We start from the raw sequence: 18,071 nt of genomic DNA, 5'->3' as shown, positions 1-18,071 counted from the left end.
GCCGGTGCCGGTCCGCACCGGCCGGGACGGGCAGGAGACCCGGTGCGGACCGGGACCGGCGCGTAGACGATCCGGCGGCCCCGCTGGACCCAGAGCAACTGCCGCCCAAGGTCCACGCAGACGGTTCTGTACGCACTCGACGGGCAGCGGCCGGCGCGGTTCGGGGTGGTGCCCGCCTGGACGACGAGCATGATCCGGTACGTCGCGAGCCCCGCGTACCCGTTGGCGGGCCGGACCCTGTGCCCCTGCTGGAACCGGCGTACGGCCGCGCAGTCCGCCGGGGACTGCCGCCCGTCCGCCGTCAGGCGCAGGCCGCGCTCGACCTCACGCTGGTAGGGCCCGGTGTCGGCGGTGCACCTGGGCGCCCGCCCGGGGGCGAGGGAGGCCGGCCCGAGGCTGCCGAGCAGAGCCGGGACGACCAGGGCCAGGGAGAGTCCGAGCCGGGAAAAAGGATGCCGCACACCCGCTCCTCGGATGCCGAAGGAACATACCGGGGCATCACAGCAGCAGGTGCGCGGAATATTGGGTTCATATGACTTGAGGGCGCCGGATTACCACCGAATGGCCGCAGCGGGCCGTGGACCCGTGGACCCGGGGACCGTGGACCCGGGGACCCTGGACCCGGGGACCCTGGGACCCTGGGACCGCGGGCAGTTTCTAGATCCAGCCCTTCTTCTTGACGAAGGCGAACGTGCCGACGGCCGAGAGCACGACCGCGCCGACCAGGATCGGCAGGGCGTAGAAATTGTCGAAGCCGAACTCGTTGAGATGCTCGAAGTTGGCACCGGGGATGGCCGCGAACGTCGACGGGATGACGAACATCAGGGTCATCGCGGCCAGTTTGCGGTTCTCGACGGTGGACTTCAACTGACCCTCGGTCAGGTGGTTGAGGCGGTCCATGTCCTTGTTGAAGTCGCGCAGTTCGTCGCGGATCTCATGCAGGACGGCGATGATCTCGGAATTGTCGGCGTGGGTGTCGATGGCCTTGGTCAGGCGGTCGGTGTTGATGTTCGTCATGGTGCTGTCTCCTTCGTGCAGAGGTATATGAGGGTGTGTCAGTGCCGGTGCGTACGCTGGCCGGAGCGGTCGCTCAGGGCGCGGCGGACAGGACTGTTGAGCGGCGCGTCGGCGAGCCTGCGCCACGCGGCGGTCAGTCGGAGAGTGATGATCAGGGTCATGGCGTTCCTCCTCACGGGCGTGCCGAAGTACGGCGCGGGCGCACAGGTGCGCACGGGCCGGGCGGCGGCTTCATGCCGTGGGTGTGGGGACGGTCGGTGTTGAGGGGTATGCCTCAACTCGCCATGGCAGCACGGAGGTTCAGCGAACGTCGGTGCCCTGTGTACGGGTGGCCGGGTTCAGAGCGTGCCGGGAGTCGAGGCGATGGGATGGAGGTCGTACGAGCAACTCGGACTCGGATCCATGGGGTCATCGCCTCCTCTCGGCCGGGCGTACGGCGTACATACGGGTCGCGGATGTTTTCGGGGCCCACCCTGCGGTGCGGCCGCGCGACACCTCCACGCTAACAGCGGGCCTATGGGACTCGGCGGGGCGAAGGTCCTGGCTCCACGGGACCTTGGTCCCTTGTCCCTTTCCCTTCTCCCGAGGGCGGCCGTACGTGGACATGGGGCGTCCCGGGCTGATCTTCTTTTGCCATGCCCTCGCTTCTCTCGTCACGTCGCTGGTACGCAGCTCTGCTGCTCGGTCTGTCCTTCACCGCGGGCTGCACCGGATCGGCCGATCCGGACCCGACCCGGGACCCGGCTGCGTCCGCACCCACCGCTGCCGCCGGCACCGGGGCCCGACCCGCCACCGACACCCGTGAGCAGCTCCGGGTGGACGGCTCCACCCGTACGTACCTCCTGCACAGCCCTGCCGCCCGCGACGACAGCCCAAAGCCGCTCGTCATCGCTTTCCACGGCAGCGGCGAAGGCGCGGCGGGCATGCGCGAGAGGACCGGCCTCGACCGGGCCGCCGCGTCCCGCTCCCTGCTGATCGCCTATCCCGAGGGGCTGCGGCACGCCTGGGGTGCGGGCTCCGTCGCCACCGGGGAGCGGCCGGACCCCGACGCCGATGTGCGGTTCACCGAGGCGCTGGTCCAGGAGTTGGTACGTACGGGAAAGGCCGACCCCGACCGCGTCTACGCCGTCGGGTTCTCCAACGGGGGCTCGATGGCCCTGCGCATGGCGGCCCAGCGCCCCGGACTGCTGGCCGGAGCCGCCTCGGTCGCCGGCCAACTCCCCACCGGGGCGGCGCGGGTCAGGCCCACCGGGCCGGTCCCCGTCATGATCATCCACGGGGCCGATGACCCGGTGCGCCCCGTCGGAGGCCTGCCCGACCCGGGCCCGGCCCGCGCGGGTGCGGCGCCGATCACGCCGACCATGTCGTCCCTGGCCAGCGCGCAGGCGTTCGCCGCGGCCGACGGGGCGCGTGGAGCGTCCCTACGGTCCGAGGCGGGCTACGACCGCATCACATGGCGCCCGGGGCCCTCCGGCGCCACCGTCCAACTCCTGGTCATGCACGGCGCGGGTCACACCTGGCCGGGTACGTCGGCCACCCCGCCCGCGGGCTTCGGCCGGGTCAGCAGGGTGCTCGACGCGACCGGCACGATCCTCGGATTCTTCGCCGACAACCACCGGGGGACGGGCTGAGGGGCTGACGGACTGAGGGGCTGACGGGCTGACGGGCTGACGGGGTCCACCGACTGGTGGACCCCGGGCTCCACCGGTCGAGGCTGTCGGGGGACAGGCCGTTCCGACGAGCATTTGGTACATGAGAAATCACCCCATGCGCATGGCCAGTTGGAGCGCCCGGCACCCGTGGCGCGCCATCATCGGCTGGTTCCTGTTCGTCATCCTCTGCCTCGGCGCGGGGATCGCCGTCGGTAGCAACGAGGCGCAGACGGAGGACTTCTGGGTCGGTGAGGCGGGGAACGCCGAGTCGATGGCGACCCAGGGCGGCCTCCAGCGGAAGCCCCTTGAACACGTCATGATCAGTGCAAGACAGGGCCGGCCGGACGCCTCGGCAGTCGCGTCCGCGGTCCGTGATCTCACCGCGCGGATGGGCGCGTTGCCCGAGGTGGAGAGGGTGGCGGCCCCGGTCCGTTCCGCGGACGGTACGGCGGTGCGCGTCACGGTGACCCTGAAGGGCCCCGAGCTGGAGGGCAAGAAGAACGTCGTGCCGCTCCTCGCCCAGACGGAGAAGGTGGCCGCGAGCCATCCGGATCTCGTTGTGGAGGAGAGCGGGTCGCCCGCCATCAGCAAGGGCGTCAACGACCAGCGCGGCGACGACCTCGCCCTCTCCGAACGCATCACCCTGCCGGTCACGCTGGTGATCCTGCTGCTCGTCTTCGGCTCCGTCGTCATGGCCGGGGTGCCGCTGCTCCTTGCGCTGTCCTCGATCGCGGCCACCCTGGGCCTGTCCATGCTGGCTTCCCACCTGCTCCCCGACCCCGGGGTCGGGACCAACATGATCCTGCTCATCGGCCTCGCCGTAGGCGTCGACTACACGCTCTTCTACCTCAAGCGTGAGCGTGAGGAACGGACCCGTGCCGACGGCCGGCTCAGCCCCGAGGCACGGGTGGAACTCGCCGCGGCGACGGCGGGCCGGGCCATCGTGGTCTCCGGCCTCGCGGTGATCGTCTCCACCGCGACCCTCTACCTGGCCACGGACGTCATCTTCTCCTCGCTCGCCACGGGCACCATCCTGGTCGTGGCGGTCGCCGTGGCCAGCTCTCTCACCGTGCTGCCCGCCCTGCTGGTGAAGTTCGGCCACCGTACGGAACGCCGCGCCGCCAAGAAGGCCGCACGCCGGGCCCGCAGGGGCAAGCCCACTGTCACGAAGCCCGCGAAGCCCGAGAACGGGCGGGTGTTCGCCGCCCTGCTGCGGCCCGCGCAGCGCCACCCCGCGATCGCCCTGTGTGTATCCGTGCTGATCATGCTCGGAGTCGCGGCACCGGCGCTCGGCATGAAGCTCATCGACCCCGGCAAGGACACCTTCTCGCGCTCCATACCCGCCATGCAGGTGTACGACCGGCTCACCGCGAAGTTCCCCGACCTCCTGGTCAAGCACGAGGTCGTCACCCGCTCCACCCCGGACCGGGCGGATGAGGTGAAGCAGGCCCTGGTGGAACTGGGCCGTCGCGCCCAGGCGGACCCGCTGTTCGCCGAGAACACCGCACCGGCAGTGCGTACTTCGGCCGACGGCCGGATCAGCGTGCTGGAACTGGCCGTCCCCTACCCCGCGCCCTCCGACCGGGCGATCACCTCACTGGACCATCTCCGCCAGGAGTATCTGCCCGCCACCACCGGGAAGTTGTCCGGCGTGGAGACGGCCGTGAGCGGTGACGTGGCCCGTGGCCAGGACTATGTGCACGACGAGAGGAGCCGACTGCCCCTCGTTCTGGGCGCCCTGCTCCTGCTGACGTTCGTCATGACGGCGGTGGCCTTCCGCTCGGTGATGATCGCCCTGATCGGAGTTGTCCTCAACCTGCTGTCGGCGGCCGCCGCACTCGGCGCCCTGGTCTTCGTCTTCCAGGGGAGCTGGGCGGAGAGCCTGTTGGGGTTCGACTCGCTCGGCGCCATCGCCTCGCGGGTACCTCTCTTCCTCTTCGTGATCCTCTTCGGCCTGTCGATGGACTACCAGGTGTTCGTGGTCAGCCGGATCAAGGAGGCCATGGACAACGGGATGACGGCCCGCGAAGCCGTAGTGGATGGCATATCCCGGTCGGCCAAGGTGGTGACCAGCGCCGCGATGGTGATGGTCACGGTGTTCGCCGCCTTCGTCTTCCTGCACCTCACCGAGATGAAGCAGATGGGCTTCTGCCTGGCGGTCGCGGTGCTGCTGGACGCTGTGGTCATCCGGATGGTGATCCTGCCGTCGGTCCTGCTGCTGCTCGGCGAGCGGGCCTGGCGGCCCCTGCGCCCCTCACGGCGTACGCGGACCACCGCGCCGGACCCCCGTCCCCTCCAGAACGTAATCTGACGGACATGCTTCAACGACCGCAGCGCGGCGACCCGTTCTGGATATGGATGCTCCACTGGTGGGAGAACCTGTCCTGGGCCCTCACCGCCCTTGTCGCCCTCGTCACGGCCTTGAGCGGCACGCTCACCGCGGCGAAGACCGGGCTGCTCGCGCTGCTGGCCGTGCTCGCCCTCTGCTACACGCTCGTACGCCGCCGCCCCGACAGCGGACTGCTCAGCCCGCAGGGTTATCTGTGCGTGCTCGTTCTCGCACTGGGCGGTGTCTCCTGGCTCGGTTCCGGCTTCGGAGTGCTGTACATGGTGATGCTCCCGCAGTTCGTCACCTTCGCGGACAAGGTGCGACCCGCGGTCGTCCTCAGCGGCTTCGGCGCTCTGGCGATCACCGTCGGCGGCACGCTGAGGGAGGGCTGGGGCGTTGACGTCCTCGCCAAGAACACCATCTCGTCGCTCGGCGTGTACGCGGTCGCCGTGCTGATGGCGGTGCTGACACCCAGGGCACTGGCACAGCGCGACGAACGGGTCAGGCTGCGAGCCGAGTTGAGGACCGCCCAGCTGGAGCTCTCCGAGGTGTACCAGCGTCAGGGCGCCGCGGAGGAGCGCGAACGCCTCGCCCGGGAGATTCACGACACCCTCGCCCAGGGCTTCGCCTCCATCATCGTGCTCGCCGAGGCGGCACGCTCAGGGCTCTCCGCCGACCCCGCCCGCAGCGCCCAGCAGCTTCAGTCCATCGAGCAGACCGCCCGGGAGAACCTCGCCGAGGCGCGGGTCCTGGTCGGTGCGGCCCCGCACAGCGGAGTGGCCGCCGGATCGGTCGCCGCCACACTCCGCCGGACCCTGGACCGCTTCACCGAGGACACCGGGCTCACCGTCACGGCGGAACTCGCCGAACTGACCGACACCGAGTGCGATCAGCCGACCCGGGTCGCCCTGCTGCGCTGCACCCAGGAGTCCCTGGCCAATGTCCGCAAGCACGCGGCGGCCTCCACGGTCGGCGTCGTCCTGGCCCTCCACCCCCACGGCGTCGAGCTGGAGATCACCGATGACGGCCGGGGCTTCGTGGTCGAGGAGTCCCACGGCTTCGGCCTGAACGGCATGCGCAGACGCCTCGCCGAATTCGGCGGCGAACTCAACGTCACCAGCTCGCTCGGCGACGGCACCCGGATACTCGCCACCATCCCCCTGAACGGTCGGACCTGATATGACAGCGCTGCGCGTGATCCTGGCCGACGACCACACGGTGATGCGTGCCGGACTCGTCGCCCTGCTGGCCTCCGAACCCACCATCGACATCGTGGGCGAGGCCGGCGACGGCCGGGAGGCGGTGAATCTCGTCGAGCGGCTCCAGCCGGACGTGGTGCTGCTGGATCTGCGGATGCCGGTTCTCGACGGGGTGGGCGCCACCACCGAGATTGTCGCGGGCCCCGCACGGACCCGGGTCCTTATCCTCACCACGTACGACACCGACGCGGACATCGAGCGCGGTGTGGAGGCGGGGGCGACCGGCTATCTCCTCAAGGACGCCACCCGGGAACAGCTCGTCGAAGCGATCCACTCGGCCTCCCGCGGCGAGACCGTCCTGGCCCCGCGGGTCGCGCAACGGCTGGTCGCGAGAATGCGGCAGCCCGCGCCCGTCGCGCTCACTCCGCGCGAGTCGGACGTGCTCACCGCCGTGGCCGACGGGCTGTCCAACGCGGAGATCGGCCGGCGCCTGTTCATCGGCGAGGCCACGGTGAAGACCCATCTCCTGCGGATCTTCGCCAAACTCGACGTCAGCGACCGCACGCGCGCCGTCGTGGTGGCGATGAACGGCGGCCTGCTGCGGAGACCCTGACCGGCCCCCGCACTCTCAGCATCAGCGCGGACTGTCGTGAGGTTCGGCCGAGGTGCGGCGGTACTCGGCGTTGATGCGCTGGGCTTCCTCGAGCTGGTCCTCGAGGATCACGATGCGGCACGCGGCCTCGACCGGCGTCCCCTGATCGACGAGCTCGCGTGCACGGGCGGCGATTCGCAGCTGGTAGCGCGAATACCGGCGGTGCCCGCCCTCCGAGCGGAGCGGCGTGATCAGCCGGGCCTCACCGATGGCCCGGAGGAAGCCGGGAGTGGTGCCGAGCATCTCGGCGGCCCGGCCCATGGTGTACGCGGGATAGTCGTCGTCTTCCAGACGACCACTGAGTGGCATATCTGCTGTCATCTCACCTCGTAGTGCAACGCGTCGAGGGGCCTTGGTGCCGTACGGCACCAAGGCCCCGAAGGAAATTCAACACCATCGGCCGGCTCTACTGCTGCGCCGACCTGCTGTTTCCGCTGTCCGGCCCGGTAGAGGGTCGGGAGCGCGGGGATCGTGAATGCGTGACCGGGGACCACCTTCCGTTCCGGGGTCTTGCGGTACCCGGGCCGAGTCCCTCGGGCCGGGCGATCCTGATGGCGTCTGCATCCTCCGTTCTTCCTCTGGTCTCACTCTCTGGGTACGAGAGAAACCCTAACCACCGAACCGGCCAATGTCTACTCTGGCGAGCGTAGATTTTGGAGCTTCGGAGCAAGAGGTAGTCTCCGGCATGCGGTGTGACGGGCAACACGAAGGGCCCCGCCGACATATGTCGGCGGGGCCCTTTTTCGTTGGTGCGGGACCGCTAGGCGGCCTTGCTCGCGGAGGACTGCGGCGGAGCGGTGCGGCGCGCCGGGCGGTCGGTGCGGCCACGACGGCCGCGCGAGGAGGAGGACGAGCTGCTGCGGCGGCGTTCCGTGACCGGCGCGGTGATGACGACCGGGACGCCCGAGGGCGCCTGGGCGCCCGTGATGCGGGTGAGCTCCGCGTCACCCGAGCGCACCGTGGTGGTCTGCGGGGTGATGCCCGCGGTGGCCATCAGCCGGCTCATCTCTCGGCGCTGGTTGGACGTCACCAGGGTGACGACGCTGCCGGACTCCCCGGCGCGGGCGGTACGGCCGCCGCGGTGGAGGTAGTCCTTGTGGTCGGTGGGCGGGTCGACGTTCACGACGAGGTCAAGGTTGTCGATGTGGATGCCGCGCGCCGCGACATTGGTCGCCACCAGCACGGTCACATGCCCGGTCTTGAACTGCGCCAGCGTCCGCGTGCGCTGCGGCTGGGACTTGCCGCCGTGCAGGGCGGCCGCCCGTACGCCGCTGTTGAGCAGGTGCTCGGTCAGCCGGTCGACGGCGTGCTTGGTGTCCAGGAACATCAGCACCCGGCCGTCGCGGGCCGCGATCTCGGTGGTCGTACGGTTCTTGTCCGCGCCGTGCACATGGAGCACGTGGTGCTCCATGGTGGTGACCGCGCCGGCGGACGGGTCGACGGAGTGGACGACCGGGTCGCTCAGGTAGCGGCGCACCAGCAGGTCGACATTGCGGTCCAGGGTGGCCGAGAACAGCATCCGCTGCCCGCCGGGCCGCACCTGGTCGAGCAGCGCGGTGACCTGCGGCATGAACCCCATGTCGGCCATCTGGTCGGCCTCGTCCAGGACGGTGATGTCGACCTGGTCCAGGCGGCAGTCGCCGCGGTCGATGAGGTCCTTCAGCCGGCCCGGAGTCGCCACGACGACCTCGGCGCCGGCGCGCAGGGCGCCGGACTGCCTGCCGATCGACATGCCGCCGACCACAGTGGCCAGCCGCAGCTGCACGGAGCGGGCGTACGGGGTGAGCGCGTCGGTGACCTGCTGGGCGAGCTCACGGGTGGGGACGAGCACCAGCGCCAGCGGCTGGCGGGGCTCGGCGCGGCGGCCGGCCGTACGCGCCAGCAGGGCGAGGCCGAAGGCCAGCGTCTTGCCCGAGCCGGTGCGGCCACGGCCCAGGACGTCACGGCCCGCGAGGGAGTTCGGCAGGGTCGCGCCCTGGATCGGGAACGGCACCGTCACACCCTGGTTGCCCAGGGACGTCAGCAACTGCGCCGGCATGTCGAGTTCGGCGAACGCCTCGACGGCGGGGAGTGCGGGGGTGACCGTCACCGGAAGTGCGAATTCACCCTGCGGTGCGGACGCCCGGCGACCGTAGCCGCCCGAGCGGGCCGGGGCGCCGAAACGGCTGCCGCCGCCCCCGCTCCTGCCGGATCCGAAATTGCCGGATCCGGAATTTCCGCTGCGGGGGGTGCGGGAAAAACGGTCGTTCGAGCGTTCGTTCGTGCGTGTGCGGTTCATGCGGAACCTTCCTCGATGCAGGCGCGTACCAAGGAATTCCCGCAGCGGCCGAGCAGCGCAGAGAATTGCAAGAACGTGCCAAATGAAATGCGAATAAGCCCGCGCTGAACGGGCCCGGAAATGCAAACGAGCCGGGACCCGCACCCCAAGGTGCGGGCCCCAGCCGTCAAGCGTGTGTCAGGCTTTAGGCGGGAACGATGTTCTCGGCCGTCGGGCCCTTCTGGCCCTGGGCGATCTCGAAGTTCACCTTCTGGCCCTCCTGCAGCTCGCGGAAGCCCTGGGCGGCGATGTTCGAGTAGTGGGCGAAGACGTCGGGGCCGCCACCATCCTGCTCGATGAAGCCGAAGCCCTTTTCTGCGTTGAACCACTTCACGGTGCCAGCAACCATGTCAAATCTCCTTCGAGGCAGTGAACGGACTCCACACTGTGCGAAATCCGCGTCGCCGCGATGATTACCCCGCCGGAAATGACCGGAAATACAAAAGTGCTCTCATCGGCGTATAACACGATGAGGGCACTTGAAGTTTTTGGGAACCACAACTGCAACTGAGATAGACAGTAGCACGATCGGCATGGGTGCTGTGCGCTAAGTAATTCCGCTCCGCCAGTCGCGCAAGAAATTCTCAGCGGGCGTCACGGTGATATCTGTCGCGGCGGCACTACATATGGTTTCGCCGGATCGGCTCCGAAAAATAAGCCCCGGGCCGCGCACCCCCGGGGCAGTCGCTGCCGGACGTCGGCCGCCGTCGTTTGTCGCCGCCCTCCTACGGATCTGTCCGTGATCGGTAACGGAGGGACCTCGTACGGGCGTTCGTGTGTCTTCATTGGGGCACGGCATCGGCGGAGACGGCAAAGGGGCGGGCGGACATGGCGAGGCACAAGGGAAGAGCACGGCACGTCAGGCTGGTCGCGGTGGCGCTCGGCGTGACTGTGCTGGCCGCTGCCACCTCGATGTGGACCGCGCAGGCCGACTCCACCACAGGGGGTCCGCAGGCTCGCGTCTCCGCACCGGACGCCCGGATGACGAAGGTGTCGGCGGAGATCGCGCATGCCTCGGACCGGGGCGCACGGGGCGTCAACATCACCATCGACGACGGACCGGACCCGACCTGGACGCCCCAGGTGCTCCAACTGCTGAAGGACAGCGGGGTGAAGGCCACGTTCTGCATGGTGGGCACGCAGGCCCAGGCATACCCGGACCTGGTCAAGAGGGTCGTGGCGGACGGCCACCGGCTGTGCGACCACACGGTCTCGCACGACACCACCATGGACAAGAAGTCGGAGGCCTACCAGTCCCAGCAGATCCTGGACGCCGAACGCATGATCACCAAGGCGTCCGGGGGTGTCCGGCCGCAGTACTACCGGGCCCCGGGCGGCGCATTCACCCCGTACAGCCGACAGCTCGCCGCGTCCCGGGGGATGCGCCCGCTGGGCTGGAACGTCGACACCAAGGACTTCGAGCATCCCGGCGTGGACGTCATCGTCGCCACCGTCAAGAGCGAGATATCCAGCGGACCGACCGTCCTCTTCCACGATGCGGGAGGCGACCGCTCGCAGACGCTGGCCGCCCTGCGGGAGGTGCTGCCCTGGCTGAAGGAGCAGGGATACGCCTTCGGCTTCCCCGTGCGGTGAGCTCTGGTGCGCTCCGGGAAACAAAGAACCCCCGGGCCGTCGGCCTGGGGGTTTGTCGTGGAGCGAGTGACGGGAATCGAACCCGCGCTCTGAGCTTGGGAATCACTGGCATATTCGGCATGATCATGGCTCTGAGCTGCGCAGACTGTTGAGTTCTGACCACCCAAGGGGGAGTGGCTATCGGCCCGCGTCGACCGCTGTTTACCGCTCGATCCGGTGCGCATCTGGTGCGCCCTAGGTGTATTGCCTCGTTAGGTCGGGGACGCGGCTTGCGGGTGGTTTGCCTGCGAGTGCGGTGTGTCCGCGGTGGTGATCGTAGGAGTGGAGCCAGCCGGGGAACGCTTCGCGGCGTTCGATGTCTGACCGGTAGGGGCGGGCGTAGGCCCATTCGTCGAGCAGGGTGCGGTTGAAGCGTTCGATCTTGCCGTTGGTCTGGGGCCGGTAGGGCCGGGTTCGTTTGTGGGTGATCCCGGCCGCCGCCAGGCTGTCGCGCCAGTCGCGTGGGCGGTAGCAGGAGCCGTTGTCGGTCAGAACCCGTTCGACGGCCCGGGTGCAAAGCAGGCGTCTCAGCTCTCGGCGGGGGCGGCGGGCTGGTCTGCTTGCCGGGAATCGGATCGCCATCCACGGGGTTGGTGGGGGATGTGAGCCGGAATGGGAGAGTCATGCGAGCGATTCAGGTATACGAAGTGGGCGGTCCCGAGGTGCTGCAGGAGGCCAAGGTGGACCAGCCGCGGCCGGGTCCGGGCGAGGCGATCGTGGAGGTCGCCGCATCCGGGGTCAACTTCCTGGACGTCTACCACCGCGAAGGCCGGTACAGCCTCCCGCTGCCCTTCACCCCGGGCGCTGAGGGCGCCGGCACGGTCGTCGAAGTTGGACCCGGCGTCGCTGACGTCGCAGTGGGGGACCGGGTCGGTTGGGTGGAGATTCCTGGCACGTATGCCGAGCGGGCCGTCGTGGACTCCTCCCGGCTGGTGCCGCTGCCCGACGATATCGGCTTCGAGACAGCCGCCGCCGTGCTCCTCCAAGGCATGACCGCGCACTATCTCGTCAAGGACGCCTACCCGGTTCAGGGGGGCGACACGGTGCTCGTGCATGCGGCTGCTGGTGGCATGGGGCTGCTTTTGACCCAGCTCATCACCCATCTCGGCGGCAGGGTGATCGGCACGACGTCGACCACGGCGAAGGCCGAGCTGGCGAAGCGTGCCGGGGCCGCTGAGGTGATCCTTTCCTCCGCAGTCGACGATCTCGCAGCCGAGGTGAGGAGGCTCAACGACGGTCAGGGACTGCCGGTTGTCTTCGACGGCGTCGGCGCGCACACCTTCGATGCGAGCCTCGCCAGCCTGCGAACTCGCGGCCATCTCGTGCTCTTCGGCGCGGCAAGTGGTGCCGTGCCGCCGTTTGATCCGATTCGGCTCGCCCACGGCGGTTCGCTGACCCTGATCCGGCCCAGCCTCGGGGACTTCATCGCCGATCGGTCCGAACTGCTCCGACGGGCCGCCGATGTGTTCGAGTGGGTGCGCTCCAAGGCGCTTGAGGTCACCGTAACGGGCCGCTACGCATTGTCCGAGGCCGCCCAGGCCCACAGCGATCTCGAGGCTCGGCGTACCACCGGCAAGCTGCTCGTCGTACCCGATGCGGCCGCTATTGGACGCCGCGAGGAGACGCAGAGCTGATCGCGGGTGACGAGGTCGGGGATCTTGGAGACTGGGATGTCGAGGGCATGGCCGACCGTCATCGCCAAGATCCCCGACACCGCTCAAGGACACGATGGTCCGTGCCGGGCAGTCCTCGGAGAAGGCCGCGCTGATCTATCAGCACTCCGACCATGAGCGTCAGCAAGAGGTCGCGGCCGGCCTTGACAAGATGGTGCGGGCCAAGCGGAACGAAGCTGCTGCGAAGGACGACGACGGGCCTTCTGGTGCGGATCTGGTGCAAGACGCTTAACGCGGTCTAGACAACAAAGAACCCCCGGGTCGTTGACCTGGGGGTTTGTCGTGGAGCGAGTGACGGGAATCGAACCCGCGCTCTGAGCTTGGGAAGCTCATGTTCTACCATTAAACTACACTCGCGCGGTGTGTCCCCTGAGGGGGTCGCAGCGTCGCTCACCTTACCTCATGGCCGGCCCCAGGTGCATCTGCTCCGGGGCCGTCCTGCTGTCCGGGGAGGTGATCCCGGTGCGGGGGAAGGAAGTTGAGGCGTACCGTGAGTGACCGGAGTGCCGGTTGGATTGCTGTCCTGTTCATCCCTTAATGTGGCGTTTTCTCGTCCACGCTTGATGGGGAAGGGACTTGATGGACCCGATGGAACGTACCGTCGTCCGCTGTGCCGAAGGGCATGTGTTCAGTACCAACTCGTTTCCGATGCAGCAGCTCGGGGCCGAGCGGCTCGGCCCCGGCCGGCTCATCCGCTGTCCACGCTGTGCGCGGTTGCGGCATGCCGTGCCGGTGGCGGCGGAGCAGCGGTAGCAGGAGCGAGCGGTCACCGAAGCAGGAAACAGGAGCGAGCGGAGTACAGGCGCGCGGGCCGTCCGATTGGGGCGGGGCCGCGCGCTCTGCGTATCCTCGTGGCGTGCTTCTCTCAGACAAGGACATCCGGGCCGAGATCGACGCCGGACGTGTACGCCTCGATCCGTACGACGAATCGATGGTGCAGCCATCCAGCATTGATGTGCGTCTCGACCGGTTCTTCCGGGTGTTCGAGAACCACCGCTACCCGCATATCGATCCCGCCGTCGAGCAGGCGGAAATGACGCGGCTTGTGGAGCCCGAGGGCGACGAGGCGTTCATCCTGCACCCCGGCGAGTTCGTGCTGGCGTCGACCTACGAGGTCATCTCGCTGCCGGACGACGTCGCGTCGCGGCTGGAGGGGAAGAGCTCGCTGGGCCGGCTCGGTCTGGTGACGCACTCGACCGCCGGGTTCATCGACCCTGGGTTCTCCGGACATGTGACGCTCGAACTCTCCAATGTCGCGACACTGCCCATGAAGCTGTGGCCGGGGATGAAGATCGGGCAGTTGTGCCTGTTCCGGCTCTCGTCGCCCGCCGAACACCCTTACGGCAGCGAGCGGTACGGCTCCCGGTACCAGGGCCAGCGGGGGCCGACGGCCTCGCGGTCCTTCCTCAACTTCCACCGGACCCAGGTGTGAGCACGGTGCGCGAAGAACTGACCTACGAGGGATTCGGCGTCGCGGTGCGCGAGCTCGCGCAGACCGTTGCCGATGACGGATACGAGCCCGACATCGTGCTCAGCATCGCCCGGGGCGGCGTTTTCGTCGCGGGTGGACTCGCCTACGCGCTGGACTGCAAGAACATCCAGCTCGTGAACGTCGAGTTCTACACGGGTGTGGGCACGACCCTGGAGATGCCGGTCATGCTGGCGCCCGTCCCCAACGTGATTGATTTCTCGGACAAGAAGGTGCTCATCACCGACGATGTCGCCGACACCGGGAAGACGCTGAAGCTGGTGCACGACTTCTGCCTCGGTGCGGTGGCCGAGGTGCGCAGCGCCGTCATCTACGAGAAGTCCCACTCGCTGGTGAAGTGCGAGTACGTGTGGAAGCGCACGGACGACTGGATCAACTTCCCGTGGAGCGTGGAGCCGCCGGTCGTGCGGCGCGAGGGACAGGTTCTCGACTCCTAGCCCTGGGCCCTGGGCCTCGGCCCAGGGCGGCCGCTGTCCCTGCTGCTCAGATCGTGCCGAGTTTGAGCAGCGAGAGCAGTGCGAGCAGTTCGATGGCGGACGCAGCCAGGGCCTTCGGCCAGGGCAGGTCGTGGGACTTGCTGACCATCGAGGTGAAGAGCGCTCCCGCCGCCAGCCAGGTCGCCCAGCCGATGATCTGCACCAGGCTGTTCTCGCCGCCCAGGAACAGGGCGAAGAGGAGCCGCGGGGCGTCGGTGATCGACATGATCAGCATGGAGAGGCCGACCGTGGGCTGCCAGGAGCCGTCGCCGCCCAGCTGACGGGCAAGCGTGTGCGTCACGGCACCGAGGATCAGGCCGCCGATGACGATCGAGACGCCGGTCGTCAGGACGTACGGGATCGCCGTGGAGAGCGTCGCGTTGACCGCGTCCTCGCGGGCCTTGTCGAAGCCGAAGAGCGCCAGCATTCCGTAGAGGAACGTGACGATCAGCGCGGGGCCCCAGACGGCGTGGTCGCGCATCTGCCAGAAGGTCGGGCCCGGCCGCAGCACGATGCCGCGCAGCAGGTCCTTCCAGTGCAGGCGGGGGCCGACGGGCGGGGCCGGGGTGTTGCCGGCGCGGTAGGTGTTGCCGTCGCCGTACGGGTCCTCGTTGATCGAGAAAGCCTGGGTGTGGCCCGGGTTGTTGGCGCTGTTCGGCGCGTACGGGTCCTGGGCGTACGGGTCGCCGAAGTACTCCGGCTCGCCCTGCCCGCCCTGTCCGTGCTGCCCGCCCTGCCCGTAGCCCTGCTGGGCCTGCGGCCACTGCTGCTGCATGCCCTGGCTGCCGTACGGCGGAGGCGGTGCCTGCTGTCCGTACGGCTGCTGCTGCGGTTGCTGTCGCGCTGTGCGGTTGTCACGGCCGCGTCCGTTCCTGAATCCAGCCACGCATCGAACGTACCTGCTCCGGGGCGGCCTGGTGCCGGGGCGGGCGAACGGGCCCGGCATTGCTGCTGACCTGTGACATCCCTTACGGGGGATCCCCGAGGGGATGGACCGGGGGATGGACCGACGGATGGACCGGCGCCGGGAGGAGACGGAAACGGCCGGTCCTGCCCCCGAGGCAGGTCCGGCCGCTCCTGTGTCCGTACGACGGATTACTTCACCGGTTCGGGCTCCGGCGCGCTCTCGGGCTCCTCCGAGCCGGCCGGGTCCGCGGGGACCTTCACCGAGTCGAGCAGCAGCTGCGCGACGTCGACGACCTGGAGGGTTTCCTTGGGCTTGACGCCCGCGGCGGAGCCGCTTTCGGATTCAGCCTTCTTGCCGTTGACCGAGTCGGTCAGCATGACCAGGCAGAACGGGCAGGCCGTGGAGACGATGTCCGGGTTGAGCGAAAGGGCTTCGTCGACGCGCTCGTTGTTGATGCGCTTGCCGATCCGCTCCTCCATCCACATCCGGGCACCGCCGGCGCCGCAGCAGAAGCCGCGTTCCTTGTGGCGGTGCATCTCCTGCTGGCGCAGCCCGGGGACGGCGGACATGATCTCGCGCGGCGGCGTGTAGACCTTGTTGTGACGGCCCAGGTAGCAGGGGTCGTGGTACGTGATGAGTCCCTCGACCGGGGTCACCGGGATCAGCTTGCCCTCGTCGATGAGGTGCTGGAGCAGCTGCGTGTGGTGGATGACCTCGAACTCGCCGCCCAGCTGCGGGTACTCGTTCGCGATGGTGTTGAAGCAGTGCGGGCAGGTCGCGACGATCTTCTTCGACGACTTGGGCTTCTTCGTCCCGGGGTCTTCGTCGTCTTCGCCGTACGCCATGTTCAGCATCGCGACGTTCTCCTGGCCGAGCTGCTGGAACAGCGGCTCGTTGCCGAGGCGGCGGGCGGAGTCACCGGTGCACTTCTCGTCGCCGCCCATGATCGCGAACTTGACGCCCGCGATGTTCAGCAGCTCCGCGAAGGCCTTGGTGGTCTTCTTCGCCCGGTCCTCCAGCGCGCCCGCGCAGCCGACCCAGTACAGGTAGTCGACCTCGGTCAGATCCTCGACGTCCTGTCCGACGATCGGGACCTCGAAGTCGACCTCCTTGGTCCACTCGACGCGCTGCTTCTTGGCAAGCCCCCAGGGGTTGCCCTTCTTCTCCAGGTTCTTGAGCATCGTGCCGGCCTCCGAGGGGAAGGCGGACTCGATCATCACCTGGTAGCGGCGCATGTCGACGATGTGGTCGATGTGCTCGATGTCGACCGGGCACTGCTCGACGCAGGCGCCGCAGCTGGTGCAGGACCACAGGACGTCCGGGTCGATGACGCCGTTCTCTTCGAGGGTGCCGATCAGCGGGCGCTCGGCCTCCGCGAGAGCCGCGGCGGGAACGTCCTTGAGCTGCTCGGCGGACGCCTTCTCGTTGCCCTCGGCGTCCTTGCCGCCGCCTGCGAGCAGGTACGGGGCCTTGGCGTGCGCGTGGTCGCGCAGCGACATGACGAGGAGCTTGGGGGAGAGCGGCTTGCCCGTGTTCCAGGCCGGGCACTGCGACTGGCAGCGGCCGCACTCCGTACACGTGGAGAAGTCGAGGATGCCCTTCCAGGAGAACTGCTCGACCTGGGAGACACCGAAGACGGCGTCCTCGGCCGGGTCCTCCCAGTCGATCTCCTGGCCGCCTGACGTCATCGGCTGGAGCGCGCCCAGCGCGACCGCGCCGTCGGCGTTGCGCTTGAACCAGATGTTCGGGAAGCCGAGGAAGCGGTGCCAGGCCACACCCATGTTGGTGTTGAGCGAGACCGTGATCATCCAGATGAAGGAGGTCCCGATCTTCACCATGGCGGTGAAGTAGATCAGGTTCTGCAGCGCGCCCAGGCTCAGCCCCTTGAAGGCCAGGACCAGCGGATACGAGACGAAGTACGCGGCCTCGTAGTGGTGCACGCCCGAGATCGCGCCCTCAAGGCCGCGCAGGGGCAGGATCGCGAGGCCGATGATGAGGATGACGTACTCGACGAAGTACGCCTGGCCCATCTTCGAGCCGGCGAACCGCGACTTGCGGCCGGCCCGCGAGGGCAGGTTGGAGAGCCGGATCGCCATCAGGATCAGGATGCCGACGGTCGTCGCGAGTCCGATGAACTCGGTGTACATCTCCAGGGGTACGAAGGTGCCGATCCCCCAGGGGAGCACCCAGTCGGCCTGGAACAGCTGGCCGAACGCCTGGATCAGGGTCGGCGGCAGCGTCAGGAAGCCGATCGCGACGAACCAGTGCGCGAAGCCGACGATGCCCCACCGGTTCATCCGGCTGTGCCCGAGGAACTCCCTGGCCAGGGTGATCGTTCGGGCCTTGGGGTTGTCGGTACGGCTGCCCGCGGGGACGGACTGGCCGAGCTTTACGAACCGGTAGATCTGCGCGACGGCTCGCGCGATGAGCGCGATGCCGACGACGGTCAGCACCAGCGACACAATGATCGCGGCGAGTTGCATTGGGGGCTCCTCGGGCCTGCGAGGGATGGGCTTCAGAACGATTACTAAGCGGTAACTTATGCAGTCCGTCTGAGACTACCCATTTCCGCGGTCGCAATGTAGTCGGGCCGGCGGTGATCTGTGTCGCTGAGGTGAGCCTCACAGCCCGGTCCCGGCCCAGTCTCACAGCCTTGTCCCGGCCCGGCCGGACGGTCCGGTCTCACAGCCGGGCGGTCCGGTCTCACAGTCGGGCGGTCCGGTCTCAC

General features: G+C 68.6%; 16 protein-coding genes, 1 tRNA gene and 2 pseudogenes. 9 read left to right on the top strand and 10 right to left on the bottom strand.

What is annotated here, in order from left to right:
• From J0695_RS08095 to J0695_RS45120, 3 genes are all read right to left on the bottom strand, one after another.
• Window positions 1–461: peptidoglycan-binding domain-containing protein (locus tag J0695_RS08095; protein ID WP_372445723.1), on the bottom strand; the 461-nt coding region annotated here is incomplete at its 3' end.
• A gap of 196 nt (window positions 462–657) precedes the next feature.
• On the bottom strand, window positions 658–1,017 hold the full coding sequence (locus tag J0695_RS08090; protein WP_206961180.1) for a magnesium transporter CorA family protein: 360 nt from the start codon (window positions 1,015–1,017) through the stop codon (window positions 658–660).
• A gap of 38 nt (window positions 1,018–1,055) precedes the next feature.
• Window positions 1,056–1,178 (bottom strand): hypothetical protein, encoded by a 123-nt coding sequence (locus J0695_RS45120; RefSeq protein WP_277989956.1) that lies wholly within the window; start codon window positions 1,176–1,178, stop codon window positions 1,056–1,058.
• 474 nt (window positions 1,179–1,652) lie between these two features.
• On the opposite strand from J0695_RS45120, the gene J0695_RS08085 reads away from it, so the two are divergent.
• The 4 genes from J0695_RS08085 to J0695_RS08070 all read left to right on the top strand — a co-directional run bounded on the left by J0695_RS08085 (window position 1,653) and on the right by J0695_RS08070 (window position 6,810).
• Window positions 1,653–2,648 carry a CE1 family esterase gene (locus J0695_RS08085; RefSeq protein WP_206961179.1) on the top strand — a complete coding sequence of 332 codons (996 nt, stop codon included), beginning with the start codon at window positions 1,653–1,655 and terminating at the stop codon, window positions 2,646–2,648.
• Between the two features lie 121 nt (window positions 2,649–2,769).
• Window positions 2,770–4,980: an MMPL family transporter gene (locus J0695_RS08080; protein ID WP_206961178.1), complete on the top strand. Its 2,211-nt coding sequence runs from the start codon at window positions 2,770–2,772 to the stop codon at window positions 4,978–4,980.
• Window positions 4,981–4,985: 5 nt separating this feature from the next.
• Window positions 4,986–6,176, top strand: a complete 1,191-nt coding sequence (locus J0695_RS08075; protein WP_206961177.1) for a sensor histidine kinase — start codon at window positions 4,986–4,988, stop codon at window positions 6,174–6,176.
• A 1-nt stretch (window position 6,177) separates the two neighbouring features.
• Complete coding sequence (locus J0695_RS08070) at window positions 6,178–6,810, top strand: response regulator (protein WP_206961176.1); 633 nt, start codon at window positions 6,178–6,180, stop codon at window positions 6,808–6,810.
• A gap of 21 nt (window positions 6,811–6,831) precedes the next feature.
• On the opposite strand, the gene J0695_RS08065 is transcribed toward J0695_RS08070, so the two are convergent.
• The 3 genes from J0695_RS08065 to J0695_RS08055 all read right to left on the bottom strand — a co-directional run bounded on the left by J0695_RS08065 (window position 6,832) and on the right by J0695_RS08055 (window position 9,515).
• Window positions 6,832–7,170 (bottom strand): MerR family transcriptional regulator, encoded by a 339-nt coding sequence (locus tag J0695_RS08065; RefSeq protein WP_206961175.1) that lies wholly within the window; start codon window positions 7,168–7,170, stop codon window positions 6,832–6,834.
• Between the two features lie 439 nt (window positions 7,171–7,609).
• Entirely contained in the window at window positions 7,610–9,127 is a 1,518-nt protein-coding gene (locus tag J0695_RS08060) for a DEAD/DEAH box helicase (protein ID WP_206961174.1), read from the bottom strand.
• 184 nt (window positions 9,128–9,311) lie between these two features.
• The gene (locus J0695_RS08055) at window positions 9,312–9,515 is read right to left on the bottom strand and encodes a cold-shock protein (RefSeq protein ID WP_206961173.1); all 204 of its coding nucleotides are present in this window, start codon (window positions 9,513–9,515) and stop codon (window positions 9,312–9,314) included.
• 479 nt (window positions 9,516–9,994) lie between these two features.
• On the opposite strand from J0695_RS08055, the gene J0695_RS08050 reads away from it, so the two are divergent.
• The gene (locus J0695_RS08050; RefSeq protein ID WP_206961172.1) at window positions 9,995–10,759 is read left to right on the top strand and encodes a polysaccharide deacetylase family protein; all 765 of its coding nucleotides are present in this window, start codon (window positions 9,995–9,997) and stop codon (window positions 10,757–10,759) included.
• Between the two features lie 234 nt (window positions 10,760–10,993).
• Here J0695_RS08050 and J0695_RS08045 read toward each other — a convergent pair.
• Window positions 10,994–11,302 (bottom strand): annotated as a pseudogene (locus J0695_RS08045) (integrase core domain-containing protein); the annotation flags it as partial.
• A gap of 119 nt (window positions 11,303–11,421) precedes the next feature.
• Between J0695_RS08045 and J0695_RS08040 the strand changes: the two are divergent.
• Together J0695_RS08040 and J0695_RS08035 are read left to right on the top strand one after the other, a co-directional pair.
• Window positions 11,422–12,432 carry a quinone oxidoreductase family protein gene (locus J0695_RS08040; RefSeq protein WP_206961171.1) on the top strand — a complete coding sequence of 337 codons (1,011 nt, stop codon included), beginning with the start codon at window positions 11,422–11,424 and terminating at the stop codon, window positions 12,430–12,432.
• Between the two features lie 40 nt (window positions 12,433–12,472).
• Window positions 12,473–12,703: pseudogene (locus J0695_RS08035) on the top strand (tyrosine-type recombinase/integrase); the annotation flags it as partial.
• A 51-nt stretch (window positions 12,704–12,754) separates the two neighbouring features.
• On the opposite strand, the gene J0695_RS08030 reads toward J0695_RS08035, so the two are convergent.
• Window positions 12,755–12,828, bottom strand: a tRNA-Gly gene (locus tag J0695_RS08030).
• Between the two features lie 499 nt (window positions 12,829–13,327).
• On the opposite strand from J0695_RS08030, the gene dcd reads away from it, so the two are divergent.
• Both dcd and J0695_RS08020 read left to right on the top strand, forming a co-directional pair.
• A complete protein-coding gene (gene dcd / locus J0695_RS08025; RefSeq protein WP_206961170.1) occupies window positions 13,328–13,903 on the top strand; it encodes a dCTP deaminase in 576 nt (191 codons plus the stop codon).
• 5 nt (window positions 13,904–13,908) lie between these two features.
• Entirely contained in the window at window positions 13,909–14,397 is a 489-nt protein-coding gene (locus J0695_RS08020; protein ID WP_206961169.1) for a phosphoribosyltransferase, read from the top strand.
• A 46-nt stretch (window positions 14,398–14,443) separates the two neighbouring features.
• On the opposite strand, the gene J0695_RS08015 is transcribed toward J0695_RS08020, so the two are convergent.
• Together J0695_RS08015 and J0695_RS08010 are read right to left on the bottom strand one after the other, a co-directional pair.
• Entirely contained in the window at window positions 14,444–15,322 is an 879-nt protein-coding gene (locus tag J0695_RS08015) for a Yip1 family protein (protein WP_206961168.1), read from the bottom strand.
• Window positions 15,323–15,531: 209 nt separating this feature from the next.
• Window positions 15,532–17,826 (bottom strand): (Fe-S)-binding protein, encoded by a 2,295-nt coding sequence (locus J0695_RS08010; protein ID WP_206961167.1) that lies wholly within the window; start codon window positions 17,824–17,826, stop codon window positions 15,532–15,534.
• Window positions 17,827–18,071: the final 245 nt, after the last annotated feature.

Origin of the sequence: Streptomyces beijiangensis, assembly GCF_017315755.1 — a bacterium.
GTDB classification, from domain to species: domain Bacteria; phylum Actinomycetota; class Actinomycetes; order Streptomycetales; family Streptomycetaceae; genus Streptomyces; species Streptomyces beijiangensis.
This window is presented reverse-complemented; position numbering and strand designations above follow the sequence as displayed.

Excerpts from the sequence above, each read along its gene's own strand:
- J0695_RS08090 (WP_206961180.1), bottom strand. The coding sequence starts at position 1,017 with ATGACGAACATCAACACCGACCGCCTGACCAAGGCCATCGACACCCAC.
- J0695_RS45120 (WP_277989956.1), bottom strand. The coding sequence starts at position 1,178 with ATGACCCTGATCATCACTCTCCGACTGACCGCCGCGTGGCGCAGGCTC.
- J0695_RS08085 (WP_206961179.1), top strand. The coding sequence starts at position 1,653 with ATGCCCTCGCTTCTCTCGTCACGTCGCTGGTACGCAGCTCTGCTGCTC.
- J0695_RS08080 (WP_206961178.1), top strand. The coding sequence starts at position 2,770 with ATGAGAAATCACCCCATGCGCATGGCCAGTTGGAGCGCCCGGCACCCG.
- J0695_RS08075 (WP_206961177.1), top strand. The coding sequence starts at position 4,986 with ATGCTTCAACGACCGCAGCGCGGCGACCCGTTCTGGATATGGATGCTC.
- J0695_RS08070 (WP_206961176.1), top strand. The coding sequence starts at position 6,178 with ATGACAGCGCTGCGCGTGATCCTGGCCGACGACCACACGGTGATGCGT.
- J0695_RS08065 (WP_206961175.1), bottom strand. The coding sequence starts at position 7,170 with ATGACAGCAGATATGCCACTCAGTGGTCGTCTGGAAGACGACGACTAT.
- J0695_RS08060 (WP_206961174.1), bottom strand. The coding sequence starts at position 9,127 with ATGAACCGCACACGCACGAACGAACGCTCGAACGACCGTTTTTCCCGC.
- J0695_RS08055 (WP_206961173.1), bottom strand. The coding sequence starts at position 9,515 with ATGGTTGCTGGCACCGTGAAGTGGTTCAACGCAGAAAAGGGCTTCGGC.
- J0695_RS08050 (WP_206961172.1), top strand. The coding sequence starts at position 9,995 with ATGGCGAGGCACAAGGGAAGAGCACGGCACGTCAGGCTGGTCGCGGTG.
- J0695_RS08040 (WP_206961171.1), top strand. The coding sequence starts at position 11,422 with ATGCGAGCGATTCAGGTATACGAAGTGGGCGGTCCCGAGGTGCTGCAG.
- J0695_RS08010 (WP_206961167.1), bottom strand. The coding sequence starts at position 17,826 with ATGCAACTCGCCGCGATCATTGTGTCGCTGGTGCTGACCGTCGTCGGC.